We start from the raw sequence: 15,902 nt of genomic DNA, 5'->3' as shown, positions 1-15,902 counted from the left end.
ATGTTCAAACGACCGTCAACGCACTACGGCAAGTCCCCACAACCCGAGACACCCTACCAGCGCGCTGCCCAGGTCTGGGACGAGCGCATCGGTTCGGCCCGCGTGCAGGCGCGCAACTGGCGCGCCATGGCCTTTGGTTGCCTGGCGCTCGCCGCGGGGTTCTCCGCCGCGCTCGTCTGGCAATCCGCCAACGGCTCGATCGTGCCTTGGGTGGTGCAGGTCGATCGTCTCGGTCAGGCGCAGGCTGTGGGGCCTGCGGCCGGCGACTATCAGCCGAAAGATCCGCAGATCGCCTTCTCCCTGGCGCACTTCATCGAACAGGTGAGGTCGATCCCCGCCGATCCGGTCATCGTGCGGCAGAACTGGCTGCGCGCCTATGACTTCGCGACGCAGGGCGGTGCGCTGGCTCTCAACGACTATGCGCGCGCCAATGACCCTTTCACCAAGGTCGGCAAGCAGCAGGTCGCCGTCGACGTGTCGTCGGTCATCCGCGCATCGCCGTCGAGCTTCCGCATCGCCTGGGTCGAACGCCGCTATCAGGACGGCTCACTCGCTTCTACCGAGCGCTGGTCCGCCATCCTCACCATTGTCGTCCAGCCCCCGCGCGACGCCGACGCGCTGAGGAAGAACCCGCTCGGCATCTACATCAATGCCATCAACTGGTCGAAGGAGCTTGGACAATGATGCCCGCACTCTGCAAAGCCGCCCCCTGGGGGCGTCCGGCTTTCCTCATCCACACAAGGTCGGCCTTCCGCAAAATGGCCTTTCCAGCACTTTTGCTTTGCACTTCGGCGCTTGCGGGCTGCGCCACCAAGCAGAAGCCGCCGGAGATCTCCTATGACGATCCGGTCCCGGCCGTGCAGGCGGTCGATCCGCCACCGCCCGTCAAGGTGGTTGAGCTGTCCAAGCCGCTGCCGCTTCCAGGCCAGTTGAAGCCGGTCGGCAAGGCCGCAAAGCCCGACCCGGAACCGACCGATCCGGCCGCGCGCGTGAACTTGGCCAATGCGGCCGCGCGCGTCCAGCCTGTCCGCAACGGCTTCATCAACTCGATGCAGGTCTATCCATTCGTCGATGGCGCGCTCTATCAGGTCTATGCCTCGCCAGGGCAGATCACCGATATCGCGCTCCAGCCCGGCGAGCAGCTCGTCGGCTCCGGTCCCGTCGCCGCCGGCGACACCGTGCGCTGGATCATCGGCGATACCGAGAGCGGTACGGGCGGGGCCAAGCAAGTCCACATCCTCGTCAAGCCGACGCGCGCCGACCTTCTCACCAATCTCGTCATCAATACCGATCGGCGTACCTATCACATGGAACTGCGCTCGACGCCGTCGACATATATGGCGTCGGTTTCCTGGCAATACCCGCAGGACCAACTCATCGCTTTGCGGCGTCAGAACCAAGAGGCTGAAGCTGTGCAGCCGGTCTCGACGGGCATCGATCTTTCTCGCGTCAATTTCCGCTACGAGGTGACAGGCGATCGCGCACCATGGCGGCCGTTGCGCGCCTTCGACGACGGCAAGCAAGTGTTCATCGAATTCCCGCGGGGCATCGGCCAGGGCGAGATGCCGCCACTTTTCGTGGTCGGGCCGGAAGGTGACACGTCCGAGCTGGTCAACTATCGCGTGCGCGGCAACTACATGATCGTCGACCGGCTGTTTGCCGCCGCCGAGTTGCGCTTCGGCGCCGGCAAGAACCAGCAGCGCGTCCGCATCTCCCGCACCGACGGGGTGAGGAGCAGTCGATTTTCATGGATGCGTGGCCCTGCTGAGACCCCGCCAGCGACGAACCTCCGAACAGACGGGGGAGGGTCGTCATCATGAGCGAGAGATTGGATCCCGGGAAGGAAGAAGGCCGGGGGCCGGCGGATGACGCCCGGCCGGAGGCGTCGGTCGAGGATGGCGCCCGGCCGCTGACAGGCGAGCCGGCCGCGGCCATGCGGCTGCGCGCCGAGCCGCCGCGGGTGACGCGTCTGTCCCGCAAGGCGCTGGCCGGGTTAGGGCTCGCCGCAAGCCTCACTGTCGGCGGTGCGTTGATTTATGCGCTGCAGAACCGTGAACAAGGCCAGGGTCAGGAGCTGTATTCAACCGATAATCGTTCGATGCCCGATGGGCTCGCCGGCCTGCCGAAGGACTATGCGGGCGTTCCGAAGCTTGGCCCACCGCTTCCCGGCGATCTTGGCCGCCCGATCCTCGCCGCGCAGAATGGCGGCCCCGCGCCATCGACAGGTCCCGTTGGACCGGACCAGGAGGAGCAGCGCCGGGAGCAGGAACTGGAAGCGGCGAGGACGGCGCGCTTGTTCGCGTCCACGCAAACGCGGCCTGCAAGTGACACGATGGCCCCTCAGCCTGGAACAGGCACGACAGCCACCCCGTCACCGACTGATCTCGCCAGCCTTGGGCTCGCGCCGCAGCCGGCCACGCCCTCGGCGCAGGACCGGCAGCGCGCGTTCCTCGATCAGCCGCCGGACAAGCGCACCGTGTCGCCAGATCGCGTCGCGGCGCCGGCGTCGGAAAACGTCCTGCAGGCGGGCGCCGTCATCGCCGCCGCCCTCATCACCGGCATTCGCTCGGACCTGCCGGGTCAGATTACCGCACAGGTGACGGAGAATGTCTATGACAGCCCCACCGGACACATCCGGCTCATTCCGCAGGGCACGCGTCTCATCGGCCAGTATGACAATGGTGTCGGCTTCGGCCAGCGTCGCGTGTTGCTGGCCTGGACGAGGCTGATTTTTCCTGACGGCCGCTCCATCGTTCTGGAACGTGAGCCTGGCGCGGACGCCGAGGGCTATGCTGGCCTTCAGGATGGCGTTGACTATCATTGGGGCGAGCTCTTCAAGGCTGCAGCACTTTCCACAGTTCTGAGCATCGGGGCACAGGCAGGCTCATCGGGCCAGGAGAGCGACATCATGCGCGCTCTTCGCCAGGGCGCCTCGGACAGCATCAGCCAGACAGGCCAGCAGATCGTCCAGCGGCAGCTCAATATAGCGCCGACACTCACCATCCGACCGGGATACCCGGTGCGCGTCATCGTCACGCGTGATCTCGTGCTTGAACCTTATGGAGGCTGAAATGGCCAAGCTGAAACTGGGGCCAATTGCTAACGACAAAGCCGTCAAGGTCATGGTGGAACTCCCTGCGGCACTGCACCGCAATCTGACCGCTTCATGCTGAGATCCTCGGCCGCGAAGCGGGCAACGGCCAGCCGATGCGCCGCGGCTCATCGTTGCGATGTTGGGACGGTTCATTGCGACGGATCGGGGCTTTGCGAGGCAGGCTGCGCAAAACCCCTAGCAAGCCATTCGCTGATTGACATTGTTAGCCGGAGGAATGATACTTCGCTGCATGGCGAAGTATCATTCCTCCGGCATGGATCGCACCTTCTGGGCTCTGGCCGACTCCACTCGGCGTGGCGTCCTGCAGCGTCTGATCGACGAACCCGGCCTCTCTGTCAGCGCCCTCGCCGAGTCGTTTTCGCTGAAATTGCCCGGCATGACCAAGCACCTCGATGTCCTGTCAGACGCGGGCCTGATTACCCGGACCAAGACCGGTCGCACCGTGGCGGTGACCCTCTCGCCGGCGCCGATGCAAGAGGCGATCGCCTGGCTCAACCGCTACGAACGCTTTTGGTCGGTTAGCCTCGATCGGCTGACTGCCCTTGTTGAACAGGATGGCGAGCCATGACCGACCGCTTGCCGAGCCTCACCTTAGTCCGCCGGATCAAGGCCCCGCCCGCCAAGGTCTGGGCGGCGATCACCCAGCCGGACCTGATGCTGCAATGGTGGGGTCCCGACGCTGGGCCGACCCTCAGCGTGGAGGCGGACGTTCGTCCGGGCGGCCGGTTCAGCGTCGTGTTTCGATTGCTGAACGGTGACGAGCACAATCCGACCGGCGTCTATCGCGAGGTGGCGCCCGAGAAGAAGCTGGTCTTCACCTGGGACGTGCCCGGAGCGCCGGAACCGGAATCGCTGGTGACCTTCCGCCTGGAGCCATTCGACGGCGGAACGGAGCTCACCCTCACCCATGAACGCTTGCCCGATGAGGAAGCTCGCGACAGCCATGAGCACGGCTGGAACGGCCTTCTCGACAAGCTTCCCGTCTTCCTTGGAGTTGCCCCATGAGCGAACTTATCCTCACCACCTACGACTGGGTTCCCGAGCCGCCGCGCGGTCTTGTGCGGGACCTACGGGTGCGCTGGGCGCTGGAGGAGGCGGGGCTGCCTTACCGCGTGGAGAGCACGCCGTTTCGAGAGCGAGGCCCTGAGCATTTCGCTGCCCAACCCTTCGGCCAGATTCCGTGGTTGACCGATGGAGACCTCACCATCTTCGAGAGCGGCGCGATCCTGCTGCACCTTGCCGAGAAGAGCCCGGCGCTGATGCCCACCGATCCACGCGGCCGGGCCGAAGTGGTGGAGTGGGTCATCGCCGCACTCAACTCAGTCGACCTGCCGAGCCAGCCATGGGCGCTGTTCCGCTTCATGGGCTATCCTGGCGAATCGCCCGAGGCCAAGTTCGTAGAGGACTTCCTGAAGGCCAGGCTCGAGCGGATGGAGGCGGTGTTGGCCGGCCGCGCGTGGCTGGTGGCCGATCGATTTACAGTTGCCGACTTGCTGATGGCGGACGTGCTGCGGCAGGTGGATAAGTTCGATGGTCTTGCGATGTACCCGGCTTGCCACGCTTATGTCGCGCGCATGACGGCGCGACCGGCCTTCCTAACGGCGTATGACGACCAGATGGCTCACTTTGCTGCGGGAGACGTAGCTTGATACTTGCGCCAGCTAAACGGCGATGCGGCAAGCGCCAATAGCCGTTGTCACGGCGTGACGATCGATACTGTGGAATACGGCGAGATCGTTTCCCATCCCAGCGTCGAATAGAGCGCTCGGCTGTCTTCCGTGGCGACGAGCAATTCGGGGATGCTGGGATGCTGTTTGGCCGCATGCAAAGTCGTCATTATGGCGAGTCCTAGCTCCTTCCGACGATACTGAGGCTCCGTCACGATCCGATCGTAGATGAAGACCTCCTGCGTCTCCGCCGCATAACCGCTGGCCGCCAGCGCTCCCGTTTCGAAATATATCCGTGCCTCTGAAACCATGCCGACGCGTTTCGTCTCTATCCTATATCCTTCGGTCAGGTGCCTCCCGGCGGGCTCATCGCCTGCCTGCATGAAGTAGCTTGGGGCGTGAAGCACCCAACCAATCGGCAGGACTGCTTGCAATTCGTCGGCTGAACCGCAGAGTTTCAGGAATAGCGAGGGTCGTTGATAGAATGAGCAAGCTCTTCGAGACCCGGCCCCATCTCGGGGAAAACCCAGCGGGCGACCTCGGCATCCGAATTGGTATCGACGCGGAAGCCTCCATATTGGGGGACCGGCGATGGCAGTCCTCGGGCGAGCGATCGGGCTGAAAGCCACGCATTCAGAAGCAGCGGATCGACGCCTCGTTTGCTCATCATCTCTCGTGTTAAGGACGGCAGATATCCAACCATGAGAGGCGCAGATGGTCTGGCAAGGATCCACTGTTCTCGGAAGCTGTAAGGTCTTCGAAGTGCCGCGATCCTGCCTCTCCGCTGGTGTTCGAAAATCAACGCAAAGCCTTTCCCGTGAACAAATAAGTGTAGAATCAAACAAAACCTGATCTGCTTCGTGGAGATGTCAATGAGCTTCATTGAGGGTACAGCGCGAGATCATGTTGATCTGCTCCCTCCCTGTATCGATGACTATGTCGGGCCTGACACGCTCGTCCGTGTTGTAGATGCTTTCTTTCGTCGACAGCCTGGATCTCCATCGACCTTGGCTTCACACGCGCTATAGCGGCCTCGACCGGGCGACCAGGTTATCATCCTGGCGATATGCTCCGCCTCTACATCTGGGGTTACCTCAATCAGATCCGATCATCGCGGCATCTGGAGCGCGGCTGCAAGCGCGACTTGAAGCATGTGGCCAGATTATCGGACCATTGCCGCTTTCCGCCATGACTATCCTGACGCGATCGTCGCGGCCAACGCCGCGTTCGTGCTGTTCTGTCGCGAACAGAGTTTGGTTGGCGCCGATCGGTCGCGCTCGACGGCACCAAAAGATGCGCGCCGTCGCCAGTCCGAAGAACATCGCGGGCGCGGAGCGGCTCGCGCGGGATCGCGCATACTGAAAAAGAGATCCTATTGCCTCGACCGCCTCGATATCATCGACGAGACTGTCGCGCAGCGGTTTGAAGATCAGCCGCTGCACCGCGAGGGCTTTAAGGCCGCCATTGCCTCCCTGCAGCGTCGAAAGGATCGGCTGTCCGGGCGACAGCAGGAACTCGAGCAACGAGACGAGAAGGTCCTCGTGTTGGCGAACCGGAGGCCAAGCCGATGGGATATGCCCATGCGCCGAAGCTCCCCTCATATAATCTGCAAAGCGTCGTCGACGTCGCGAGCGGACTGATCGTCCACCACGACGTCTACAATGACGCGAACGACAGCCGTCTCCTTCATCCCATGTCGGTCGCGGCAAAGGCCGTGCTGGAGGTAGATCAGCTTCAGGTGCTGACCGACGGGGGCTATTCAAACGCCGAGGAAGTCGCCCGCTGCGAACGCGAGAACATTGAGGTCGCTGCGCCGATCAAGCGCGGCGCGATGAACTCAGAACTTTTTAGGCCGGTCCAGTTCCTCTACGACGAGGACAGCGACACGATCCGATGCCCCGGCGGGCAAACCATGCGCCGGTCTGGAATCCATACTCGTAATTGGGCGATCCGCTATCGCACGTCGGCCTGCACGACCTGCGCGTTGAAGCCGAGATGCACACCGGGTGCCCAACGCACCATCCATCGGCTTGTCGATCACAGTGCCCTTGATCGCATGAGGCACGAATCCACGCCAACCCCAGCCTGATGACGATCCGACGATGCACGGTCGAGCATCCATTTGGCACCATAAAGCGGATGTCGGGCGGAAGGTTCCTTACCAGAGGGCTTAGGGCGGTAAAGGCGGAAGCGGCTCTATCGATTCTGGCCTTCAACATCCTTCACGACGCGAACACCTTCGGAACAAGGGTAATTACCCCGAACTGAGGCGAGGCTGCGCTTCGCTTCAGCTGAACTTGGCTGCCGATGCGGCCGGCCGTTGGCGTTTTGCCACAGCCTGGAGGGCAAAGCGTTCGGAAACTGGCTAAGGGCCGGGCGACCGAAGTCGAACCGCGTTAGTCGCGCCTCCGAGTCATGGCGTGACTTCAGAAATCGTGCCGCGGCGTTCCGAACTTCCTGCATCGACAGGGGTAGGCCCGGGTCGCGTTGCTGCCACCATGTTTCTTGCGGTCCCAACCAGCCGCAAAAGCGCGCGCTTTGGGTTCGATTCCAGCCACACTGCCTTGATCGAACTGACGCTGTGCTGCCCACTGATCGGTTTCCACACCGTGGCGTCGATGGCGACTGTCCTGGCAAAACCCTCGCCCGCCAGAGCCACGCCTTGACCGAGTTGCACCTTGAGGATGACCGTTGCTTCGCTGGCGCAACATATCTGGACAGTGGGGCCACCATTCGCAGCGATCTGCTCCAGCAAACGCAGGTCCCGGGAGGATCCGCCTGAGACCAGCAGACACGTGTCTGCAAGATCTGCCCATGTGACCGCAGGCCTTTCAGCAAGCGGATGGCGGCAGGGCAGGAGAACGAACAAGCGCTCGTGCGCAAATATCTCACTACGGCACAAAGCGGCGTCCTCAAGCCCGTGCGTGAAGACGATGTCGAGGCGCCGGCGGCGTATAGCCGCCAGGCACTGTTCGAGTGGAACGTCTTCGATCGCGACGCACACGTCTGGATGCAAACGGCCAAAACGATCGATGAGACGCGTCACGAACGTGCGCCCCATCTGGGCGCATAACCCTATCCTGAGCGTTTTGACATCCTGGTGACCGCGACTACCTCCAGCCAATGCATCCTGCAAGCCTTCATAATGGGCCCGGACAAGATCGACCCAGGCCCGGCCTGCCTCGGTCAGCCGAACGCCATGGACGTCGCGCTCAAACAACTGCATGTCGAGCAACTGCTCGAGAGCGACTATGTTGCGGCTGACACAGGATTCCCTCACTCTGAGAACTCTTGCGGCCTGCCTGAGGCTACCATGATCGACAGCTGCGAAGACATGGTCCAAACGGCGGAGCGTGTTGTCGACCTGTCCCAAGGCGAAGGAGCCTATTCCTGCGCGGCGGGGACGCTCACGGGCAGGGGCGGACGCAAGCTCGTTTCGTAAACGTACTCGTGCGGAATTGCCGGAGTGGCCATCTGGGAAAGGTACCGGTTCAGGTTTTCCTCGCTATTGCTCGCCGCAAGGCTACAGAAATTTCCGCTGTTCCACGTCAGGGCGCAGTGGCTGAAATGCTGGCGTATGGCGTCGGCCATCTGTGCCAAAGTCACCTCATTGCCGAACATCGTATCCAGAACGAGGGTTTGCTTCTTCTCGATTTCATCTGGGGGAAAATAGCGCGCCTTGAACCCAAAATCCTTCTGGTATTCGCGACGCCTGTAGTCCGGCTCCTCGGTTGCCCGGAACTTTTCGACGAAGACGAAGATTCCGTCCTGCTTGAGGTGCTGGGTGACGAATTCGATCTGGCTTGCTCTGTTTGGCGAGTACATCTGAAAGGTCGTATCTTCGAGAATAATGTCGAACCCGTGGGCAAAATTTGCCAGTCGCGGATCTGAACGCAGGACGTCCTTCGTCAAATGATGAAAGGGGCCGACGAAAAAGTCGGCGTGCGGCGGTTCGCCATAAGCCATGAAGCAATTGTAATTCTCCGCGTTCGGGCTGCACGACAGGGAGCGTACCTGTCCCTCCGACAGTTCGGACAGTGTCCTCGCCATCGTGCCTTCCGCCGTTCCAAGGCTGTATAGGGAATGCGGACCACCACGATCCCGTGCGTATTTCAGCACTGCGTAGGCCATCCGGCACTCCTCTTCCAATCTGTAAGGAATGCTGCCGTGATAGTGCTGGTCGAAAAACCCTTGTCGTGCCGCATGCAGGCTGACCAGGCCGCGCAGCAGTTCATCGCTGGGCAGAAGGCGGGCGTCGGCGACGGGCTTGCGGGTTGGCATCCCGCTCTTGCCAGCGGCGGTCGCCGCGAAAAAGCCTGCCAGTCCGTTGATCCGTGGGCCGTGGTCGCACTCAGCCAGAAAGTCGTCGAGTCCACGCATCGCAGTATGCCTCCAGCACCGTTCCATTGGTGAGATGCCGATACGTCGACGAGGGAAATTCCACGAAAATAAGTGGGGTCTAATATTTCACCGCGCTCAAGTATTGGCTGAGCCAACTGGTAGGGCTGCCGGATACAGGCGGCTTTCACTCCTTTGCCATTTTTTCACTAAAGTCACATCTTCTACCAATCCAGAGTTATTTGCGTGTTGTTCAGCAACCCATGGTTCGCCACATCATGCGACGACTGGCCACTCGCCTGTAAGGAGGCTGTGGATACGTGAATACTCTTGCGCTCGACCCGACCGAGAACCGCCGTTCACGGCACCAATCGCTTGCCCACAAGTATGAGAATTGGGGGAGCGTGCGGGCGGACGTGGTCAAAAGAACCGGGCTTGAGCGCCAGGAAACAAGAATCCTGCAGCCAAACCATTTGTTCCTGATGAACCTGAAGGGCACGGCGCGCCGCGGAGAAGACATCGTGGATGGGCGCCGGATTGCCTTTTTGCCGCGCCGGGCCGGTTCGATAATCTTCATGCCCGCCGGCAGTGATTGGAATGGGTGGGACGAGGGGGACGCGACCGCTTCCTACCTCCTGGTCTCGATTGCAAAAGAGTTCGCCGACGATGTGTTTGCGGGAACGGCTCGCCATCGCCCGGCAGTGCTGCCGCCGTCGATCGGGTTTCGGGACGGCACTGTAGAGTTGGCGTTGCAGAGGATTGCCTTGGAGCTCAAGCAGCCCGACCCCATAAGCGCAACGATGGTGGAGTGCCAGGCCACGCAATTGCTTGGCCAAATGTTAAGGTTGAACGGCGTCCATCAGGAACCGGTAAAAGGCGGTTTGTCATCGTTCGATCTCAAGCGCGCGGTGGCAATGATCGAGGCGCTGTCGGATGGCAGGCCTACGCTCGCCGATCTGGCAAAAGAAATTGGGGTTAGCCGGTTCCATTTCTGGAGGGCCTTCAAGCAGTCGACAGGCATGACGCCGCACGCATTCATTGCGCAGCGACGGTTGGAGCAATCCGCGGACATGTTGCGATCGACTAATCTGTCGGCGACGGAAATCGCGATGGAATGTGGTTTCGGCAGCTCGAGCCATTTCACGACCGCCTTTAAGCGGGCTTTCGGCACGGCCCCCACGGAATTTCGTCGTAACAGCAGAATCTAGGCCGCCGCTTGTTGGTTCTCAGCAAGTATCGGCAAACCCCAACATCACAGTAAAGCAAGCTCGGCGGAAGAAGGTATCCATCGGCGGTCAGCCCGGATACGCCGCTCATGTCAAACATGGTTCGAAATCATCATGGCAAAGGACGGGCCGGCCGGTCCAATCCCTGCCTCGGTTTCCTGGCCAGCACGCTATCGGCGGCTGTTGCCCGAAACGGCTACTACATCGCCTCCGCCTGGATTCTCGTCGACCGAGGATACGCAACTGCCGGCGTGGCGACGTTCCTTGCGATCGTCAGCGTTGTCGAATTCATCGCGAGCCCTTTGGCCGGCGTAGCGGCGGATCGATTTGACAGGCGATGCTTGAACGTTGCGGCAGACCTCAGCCGCTTCCTCGTTATGCTGGCTACCGCTTGCGCGCTCCTCTACATGGACGTGTTGCTGATCATCTGCCTGTCAGCGGCCCTCTTTTCGTTTTGCGACCGTGTCGCGCTTACGAGCTCTCAATCATTGATCCCCGTGATAGCTGACGGCCGCTATCTTGTAGCCACGAATTCCGCCGTCTTCTTCGCCATGCAGTTCGGCAACCTCGGCGCTGCTCTGCTTGCAGGGCCGTTGCTGCATGAACGCTCTCCAGCCCTGCCATTCACCGTTCTTGCTGCCTTCTTTTTGTTTTCAGCGGGCTGCCTAGCCATGATGCGGCTGGAACCGGTTTCGCGCGATGTCCGCATCGCCAAAATCTCGGCAGCCCAAATCGATCCGAGCCTGCGGCGTCTCATTGTCGTCTACGCACTTCTCTATACAAGCGCGGTGCTTGTCAGCGTCATGGGATCTAGCTTCGTCTTCCAGGAGCAGAAGGGAACTGCCGTGGATTTCGGCTACCTCGAGGCTGCATGGTCGGCGGGCTCACTGATCGGCGCGGTCTCTCTATTCCGAATTGAAAGAGCGATGAGTACCCACGCGCGGCATCTCATGCTTTTGAGCTTAACGGCGCTGGTCCTCATGGCGCTGACATCTCTGCCCACGCCTTGGACAGTGATCCTTTTTGCCGCCCTCGGATTTCTATACAATCTTGGACGCGTCAGCGTTGAAGTCACATTGCAGTCGCATGTATCCGTTTATCTGTTGGGCCGGGTCAAAGGCACTATGCATAGTGTGGCCGTGGCGCTCGGGTTACTCGCCTTCGGCATCGCCGCCGCTGTTGGAGATCGAGCATTTCCTTCGACGATTTTCTTCAGCTTCGGAGTAGTGCTCCTCATCAGTATTTTGTGTTTGAGCGTCGGTGCCGGTCAGCCACAAGAAAAAGGTGAATCGTGAGGTGGAAGAGCTAACAGCAGGCGTAGATGCGAAACAGGCAGTCCTGGAATCGCTGACGGCACTCTACCCCTGGATGAGCCGATACCATTCCCGGCCGATCCGCGATTATGCGTTTCGCCTGTTTACGGCGCCGGCTTGGGTTCCCATGCCAGAAATCCGGGTCCGAGCGTTCACCAAACTACTGGACATCATCAGGAAGGCAGCGACACGAAACGGCTTGTCGACCGACACCGTCTCGGAAATCTGCAGGGATTTCGAAAGGCGCCGCGTGTTGCAGACCGGCCCTCATTTGTTTCTCCTCATGGAGCCAGAAGCCTATTACACGCATATCTTCAGCCTCCTTGGTCTCTCGGCGCACGGATGTTCGACCTATGTTTCCTACGCCGTGTCGACGGTGAACCTCGTTGAAAAGCCACGCAAGGGACCAGGCTGGCTCACCGTTGACGGGAAGCCGGTCAACGTCTTCGGCCTCAGCCGCAGCCGGATGATCGGATACAGCCTGCTAGCCGGGCCGGGACCCTATAGATTCGAATTGTTACCGAGGGAGCCGAACACCGAGGGGGACGCGCTCACGCTGCTTCGTAGCCTTCTGCCAAAGACGCAATTCGAGCGGCCGGCGCATGCCATCAAGGCAGCCAATCTCATCCTTTGGCCAAAAATGTTCGGAGACCACTTTGCCTTCCTGCAGATCGACGACGAGGATATCGCCGACCTGGTGGCCGACCATCTGTCGGACGAAAACTCCTGGTTGCGTATGAGACTGCTGGAAGACCCGAAGTTCGCTTCCAATATCCTTGCCGGTCTCGACGGGGTTGCGTCCGGCCCCTGGAGTGGCTGGCTGGCGCGCGGTACCGACTTCTTCTGGCTCTATGAAAATGGTAAACGCCTTCCGCTGCGTCTGATCGCCGGAGAACTCATCGATCCTGCGACCGGTATGAAGGTGGCGTGCTTCACAGCCTGCGACATCCTCGAGCGGTTGGCCAACCGCAGTCTTGTTCCGAATCTCCTGCTGATGTTTCTGGTTTTGTCGATCCTGCCCGGCGTGCGTGCGCTTGGAGGCAGCTATCAGCCGATCTACTACCCGCTGATGCGCTATGTCGTCTGCCGGGCGCTCGAGGCCGCAGGCGTGGATGAAGATCTCCGGCAGGCTCTCGCAACCGACGACGTACCGGGAGCTTGGGGACATCGGGTAATTGAGTGTGATGATGATCCGCTCGAGCTATTCCTAAATAGCAGGAACGGCGGGATGAGTGATTTTATCGACCGTCTGGGCGACATTTCCTTTTCCGAGGCATGTGGAGACATGAAAGGCTTCGTGTCAGACCCGTCGTGGCATGAACTTCACAGCCGCCTGCGGAACGGGCTGGTCACGCCGGCCGACGAGGAATGGGCCTTCTCCTGAACTGTTTATATGATCTAGCGGCTGGCATATGTGCCGGAATGCGAAGGGCTGCTTTGCGCCCAATGTCGGTAGTTGGAGCCGCCAGACCCGGATCCCGAAACCTGACGTTCTCCAGTCAGTCCGACGCACGACCCAAAGGCCATACACAGGCACACAGATCGAGAATCTCCCGAATTATTGCGGCTGGCCAATAGTAGCAACGTGCTGAACTGCAGCGCTCTCGATCTGACGGGCGTGTCAGGCAGTCTTTGTTGTTTTAGTGGTCGCCGCCGGCGGCGACTGGACCAATTCCGAAGGGGTAGTTTCGGTTGAGAGTTCAACAACCTCAGCAGAGGCCGCCTTACCCTTGACCGGGCTCGATATGGATGCGGCCACTTTGGCCTCGCTCTTCGTGTCGGGCTCGACAACCTCCTGCATGGGCAATCTGAGATTCGCCAGACTCTCCACAAAAGCCTCGAAGCGAGGTATCGGCGCTGAAGGATCTTCGTCCAGGGCAAACTCGCGGCGGACGACCTGGATGCGGATGCGGACGTCGTCGGACTGTGGCGTGTCGTCGAGTTGGCTCTGGATTTCCTCGAGAATCTCGGCGCCCTGCTCGCAAGTCCCGCTGCTCTTGTGATCGCGGATGAAGATGCTGTGATAGCGCATGATCATTGCCCCCAGGCGTTCGCGGTTCGCTTCCCGCTGTGCCTGCCGCCTCGCCTTGTTTACGACCTTGAAGAGCATTGCCATACGCTCGAGAAAGATGTCGATGGGCCCCTGGAGATCACCCTTGTCTCGCTCGATTATTTCGACGACGGCACGCGCGAAGCCGAGCTTCTCGATATGTCCACTCTCCGCCTTGGCGACCGCCTGAATGGCGGCGAACATCGACTTGCCGGTTTCAATCTGACTCTGAATGCTTTGAAGGGAGATGGTAGGAGCTTCCGTATCGCGAAACCGCGTGATCTCGCCGATGCACGCGTTCATCGCGGCGGTGGCGAGTTCAACGGGGATAAGGTCCTCGATCTCCTTCACCTCGACGCCGTCTGCGAGTTCAAGTGCTCCCAGCTGCAAGATGTGTTGGCTGTCAATTAGGCGCTTCGCCTTCTTGTCTGTCCGCATATGGTTGGCCGCATCGTTGCCTGCGGTGTCAGAATCAAGGAGGGCGACAACAGGCGGCTTGTCGGTATCCCGACCTCTGATCAGGTAAAGCATGTAAGGAATCTCGCTCGCCGATCCGCAGGGCACAATCACTAGATTGTTGAGGTCGAGGGTCTCGGCCGCTACGCCGGGACGCCTCTGCCGCATGATTCGGGCGGCTCCCGCTAGAAGCACCTGTTCCGTAACCCCCTCGACGAGCAAGTTGACTGAGCCCACGAAGGCCGTTTCGCCGACGAACGCACCAAAAGCAGAGCGAAGGGGCTCATAGTGGTTTCGCGAAACGTTTCGAACAACCCGTGTGCCGTCATAGCCGCGCCCTTTCTCGAGCACTCGGATACGTTCGGCGTAGTTTTTGTCCAGCAGGAACGGCGAGTGCGTGACGTAGATCACCTGCACCGGTGGGCGGCCGTCCTGAGGGTCGGCAAGATCCTGGAGGACTTTCATGAGGTCCTGCTGAGCCTCGGCGGAAAGGTAGGTATCTGGTTCGTCCATTAACAAGAGGCTTTCGCGCTCAGTCTGTGGACGGTGCGACTGGGCCTGGATGAGATATGAGAGGAAGTATTTGAGGCCGCTGCTGCGCTCGTCGAAGGTATACTCGGTCCCCGTACGGTCCCTGATCGTGAATACCAACTCGTGTTCGCGCGGTGTGACCTTCAGCGAGAAATCACGGTCCTGGACCCACCACTTTTTGAAGTTGAGATAGCGCTCCAGTTGTTCGTTAATGGCTTCCACTAGCGCGTTGGCGTAGCCCTCCTTGCCGTCCGCGATCGCCTCGCGCAGATCCTTCAGCCTGGCCGGCTCGACGTTGCCGAGCTTCAAGAGCAAATCGCGCGCGAGAGCGAGCGACTTCTCCGCGCCATCTACGCGGCGAGCCTCGCGGAGGGCGTTCGCGATTGGTGACAGCGCCAGCCGTATATTGGGAGCGTTGGCGGCGAATATCTTATCATCTCCTAGCATCTCCGCGAAGCTGCCGGCGACTTCGAGGAGCGTCGTGCGCTGTCTGCGGTCGGAGATGCTGCTGGGCTGGGCGTCCCCATTTGCCAGCCAGTGCAGGGGGACCGCTGCGGGTAAGGCGACGTCCGGCATGATACGGAAGGGCTTCGGCAGGATGTCGGCGAGCGCTCGTGCCACGGAGGACGCCTCGACCACGTGCTTTTTCCACCCTTCATCCGGGTTTGGGATCCAAATGTCGAGCACCTCGGGCCTCTCCCTGAACATCATGAAGCGGTCGAACTGTACATCTCTTGTGCCGGCGACGTGGGCGATCGCTGCCGCCTCATCCGGCTCGACCATACTCCAACCGAGGCCAAGGTGCGGCCAGCAAGTCGCCTCCCGCTCCACGCTGAAGAAAGGCGAGTAGCGGCATAGATCGCGCTGCTCGAAGCCAATCCCTGACACGGCCTTCTCGACCGCAGTCAGAAGGTGGCTCTTCCCAGATTCGTTTGCGCCGACGATGGTCGTAATCCGACTATCGAACTCGACCTCAACGTAGGGATACCAGGCGTCACGAAAAATTTCCCAGTCGCCCTTGGGCTGGGCGTGGGGCGTCGCCTTGCGGATATGGTCGAAGTTGAACGACTTGTAGAAGCGCGCATAGACGGTTGAAAGTCTCATGCTCAATCCATGTAAAGGGTAGTGTGCTGAGAGTTCTGCAAATTCGCTGAGAGGGGGCGGTCATGGCAGGCTGGTGATTGTTCACGTCACCTGATTCCCGCG

The 15,902-nt window shown here is 60.7% G+C and carries 16 protein-coding genes and 1 pseudogene; 12 read left to right on the top strand and 5 right to left on the bottom strand.

Going from position 1 to position 15,902, the window contains the following annotated elements; translation table 11 throughout:
- From trbF to NKI46_RS25305, 7 genes and pseudogenes are all read left to right on the top strand, one after another.
- Nucleotides 1-684: a conjugal transfer protein TrbF gene (trbF, locus tag NKI46_RS25335; protein ID WP_352748395.1), complete on the top strand. Its 684-nt coding sequence runs from the start codon at nucleotides 1-3 to the stop codon at nucleotides 682-684.
- Nucleotides 681-1,820 carry a P-type conjugative transfer protein TrbG gene (trbG, locus tag NKI46_RS25330; protein ID WP_352748393.1) on the top strand — a complete coding sequence of 380 codons (1,140 nt, stop codon included), beginning with the start codon at nucleotides 681-683 and terminating at the stop codon, nucleotides 1,818-1,820. The genes trbF and trbG overlap by 4 nt, the downstream gene beginning before the upstream one ends.
- Nucleotides 1,817-3,070, top strand: coding sequence for a TraB/TrbI/VirB10 family type IV secretion system protein (locus NKI46_RS25325; RefSeq protein WP_352748390.1), 1,254 nt, complete (start codon nucleotides 1,817-1,819; stop codon nucleotides 3,068-3,070). Before trbG ends, NKI46_RS25325 begins: the two co-directional genes overlap by 4 nt.
- Nucleotides 3,060-3,293: pseudogene (locus tag NKI46_RS25320) on the top strand (DUF2274 domain-containing protein). The gene NKI46_RS25325 and the pseudogene NKI46_RS25320 overlap by 11 nt, the downstream one beginning before the upstream one ends.
- 51 nt (nucleotides 3,294-3,344) lie before the next feature.
- The gene (locus NKI46_RS25315) at nucleotides 3,345-3,683 is read left to right on the top strand and encodes an ArsR/SmtB family transcription factor (RefSeq protein WP_352748388.1); all 339 of its coding nucleotides are present in this window, start codon (nucleotides 3,345-3,347) and stop codon (nucleotides 3,681-3,683) included.
- Complete coding sequence (locus NKI46_RS25310) at nucleotides 3,680-4,120, top strand: SRPBCC family protein (RefSeq protein ID WP_352748386.1); 441 nt, start codon at nucleotides 3,680-3,682, stop codon at nucleotides 4,118-4,120. Before NKI46_RS25315 ends, NKI46_RS25310 begins: the two co-directional genes overlap by 4 nt.
- A complete protein-coding gene (locus NKI46_RS25305) occupies nucleotides 4,117-4,764 on the top strand; it encodes a glutathione S-transferase family protein (RefSeq protein WP_352748384.1) in 648 nt (215 codons plus the stop codon). The genes NKI46_RS25310 and NKI46_RS25305 overlap by 4 nt, the downstream gene beginning before the upstream one ends.
- A 47-nt stretch (nucleotides 4,765-4,811) precedes the next feature.
- Here the strand turns inward: NKI46_RS25305 and NKI46_RS25300 are convergent, their stop codons facing one another.
- Together NKI46_RS25300 and NKI46_RS30975 are read right to left on the bottom strand one after the other, a co-directional pair.
- Entirely contained in the window at nucleotides 4,812-5,216 is a 405-nt protein-coding gene (locus NKI46_RS25300) for a GNAT family N-acetyltransferase (protein ID WP_352748381.1), read from the bottom strand.
- Nucleotides 5,217-5,876: 660 nt separating this feature from the next.
- A complete protein-coding gene (locus NKI46_RS30975) occupies nucleotides 5,877-6,305 on the bottom strand; it encodes a hypothetical protein (protein WP_502896841.1) in 429 nt (142 codons plus the stop codon).
- Nucleotides 6,306-6,349: 44 nt separating this feature from the next.
- Between NKI46_RS30975 and NKI46_RS25290 the strand changes: the two genes are divergently transcribed.
- Together NKI46_RS25290 and NKI46_RS25285 are read left to right on the top strand one after the other, a co-directional pair.
- On the top strand, nucleotides 6,350-6,871 hold the full coding sequence (locus NKI46_RS25290; protein WP_352748376.1) for a hypothetical protein: 522 nt from the start codon (nucleotides 6,350-6,352) through the stop codon (nucleotides 6,869-6,871).
- The gene (locus NKI46_RS25285; RefSeq protein WP_352748373.1) at nucleotides 6,871-7,050 is read left to right on the top strand and encodes a transposase; all 180 of its coding nucleotides are present in this window, start codon (nucleotides 6,871-6,873) and stop codon (nucleotides 7,048-7,050) included. Before NKI46_RS25290 ends, NKI46_RS25285 begins: the two co-directional genes overlap by 1 nt.
- A 145-nt stretch (nucleotides 7,051-7,195) precedes the next feature.
- Here the strand turns inward: NKI46_RS25285 and NKI46_RS25280 are convergent, their stop codons facing one another.
- Entirely contained in the window at nucleotides 7,196-8,125 is a 930-nt protein-coding gene (locus NKI46_RS25280; RefSeq protein ID WP_352748664.1) for a LysR family transcriptional regulator, read from the bottom strand.
- A 41-nt stretch (nucleotides 8,126-8,166) separates the two neighbouring features.
- The gene (locus tag NKI46_RS25275) at nucleotides 8,167-9,162 is read right to left on the bottom strand and encodes a class I SAM-dependent methyltransferase (protein ID WP_352748370.1); all 996 of its coding nucleotides are present in this window, start codon (nucleotides 9,160-9,162) and stop codon (nucleotides 8,167-8,169) included.
- Nucleotides 9,163-9,440: 278 nt separating this feature from the next.
- Between NKI46_RS25275 and NKI46_RS25270 the strand changes: the two genes are divergently transcribed.
- The 3 genes from NKI46_RS25270 to NKI46_RS25260 all read left to right on the top strand — a co-directional run bounded on the left by NKI46_RS25270 (nucleotide 9,441) and on the right by NKI46_RS25260 (nucleotide 13,043).
- On the top strand, nucleotides 9,441-10,328 hold the full coding sequence (locus tag NKI46_RS25270; protein WP_352748367.1) for a helix-turn-helix transcriptional regulator: 888 nt from the start codon (nucleotides 9,441-9,443) through the stop codon (nucleotides 10,326-10,328).
- 107 nt (nucleotides 10,329-10,435) lie between these two features.
- Nucleotides 10,436-11,641 (top strand): MFS transporter, encoded by a 1,206-nt coding sequence (locus NKI46_RS25265; protein ID WP_352748364.1) that lies wholly within the window; start codon nucleotides 10,436-10,438, stop codon nucleotides 11,639-11,641.
- Nucleotides 11,607-13,043: a hypothetical protein gene (locus NKI46_RS25260; RefSeq protein WP_352748362.1), complete on the top strand. Its 1,437-nt coding sequence runs from the start codon at nucleotides 11,607-11,609 to the stop codon at nucleotides 13,041-13,043. Before NKI46_RS25265 ends, NKI46_RS25260 begins: the two co-directional genes overlap by 35 nt.
- Nucleotides 13,044-13,280: 237 nt before the next feature.
- Here NKI46_RS25260 and NKI46_RS25255 read toward each other — a convergent pair whose 3' ends face one another.
- Complete coding sequence (locus NKI46_RS25255; RefSeq protein ID WP_352748360.1) at nucleotides 13,281-15,800, bottom strand: AAA family ATPase; 2,520 nt, start codon at nucleotides 15,798-15,800, stop codon at nucleotides 13,281-13,283.
- Nucleotides 15,801-15,902 lie beyond the last annotated feature (102 nt).

This window comes from Mesorhizobium sp. M0615, assembly GCF_040320805.1.
Lineage (GTDB): Bacteria > Pseudomonadota > Alphaproteobacteria > Rhizobiales > Rhizobiaceae > Mesorhizobium.
This window is presented reverse-complemented; position numbering and strand designations above follow the sequence as displayed.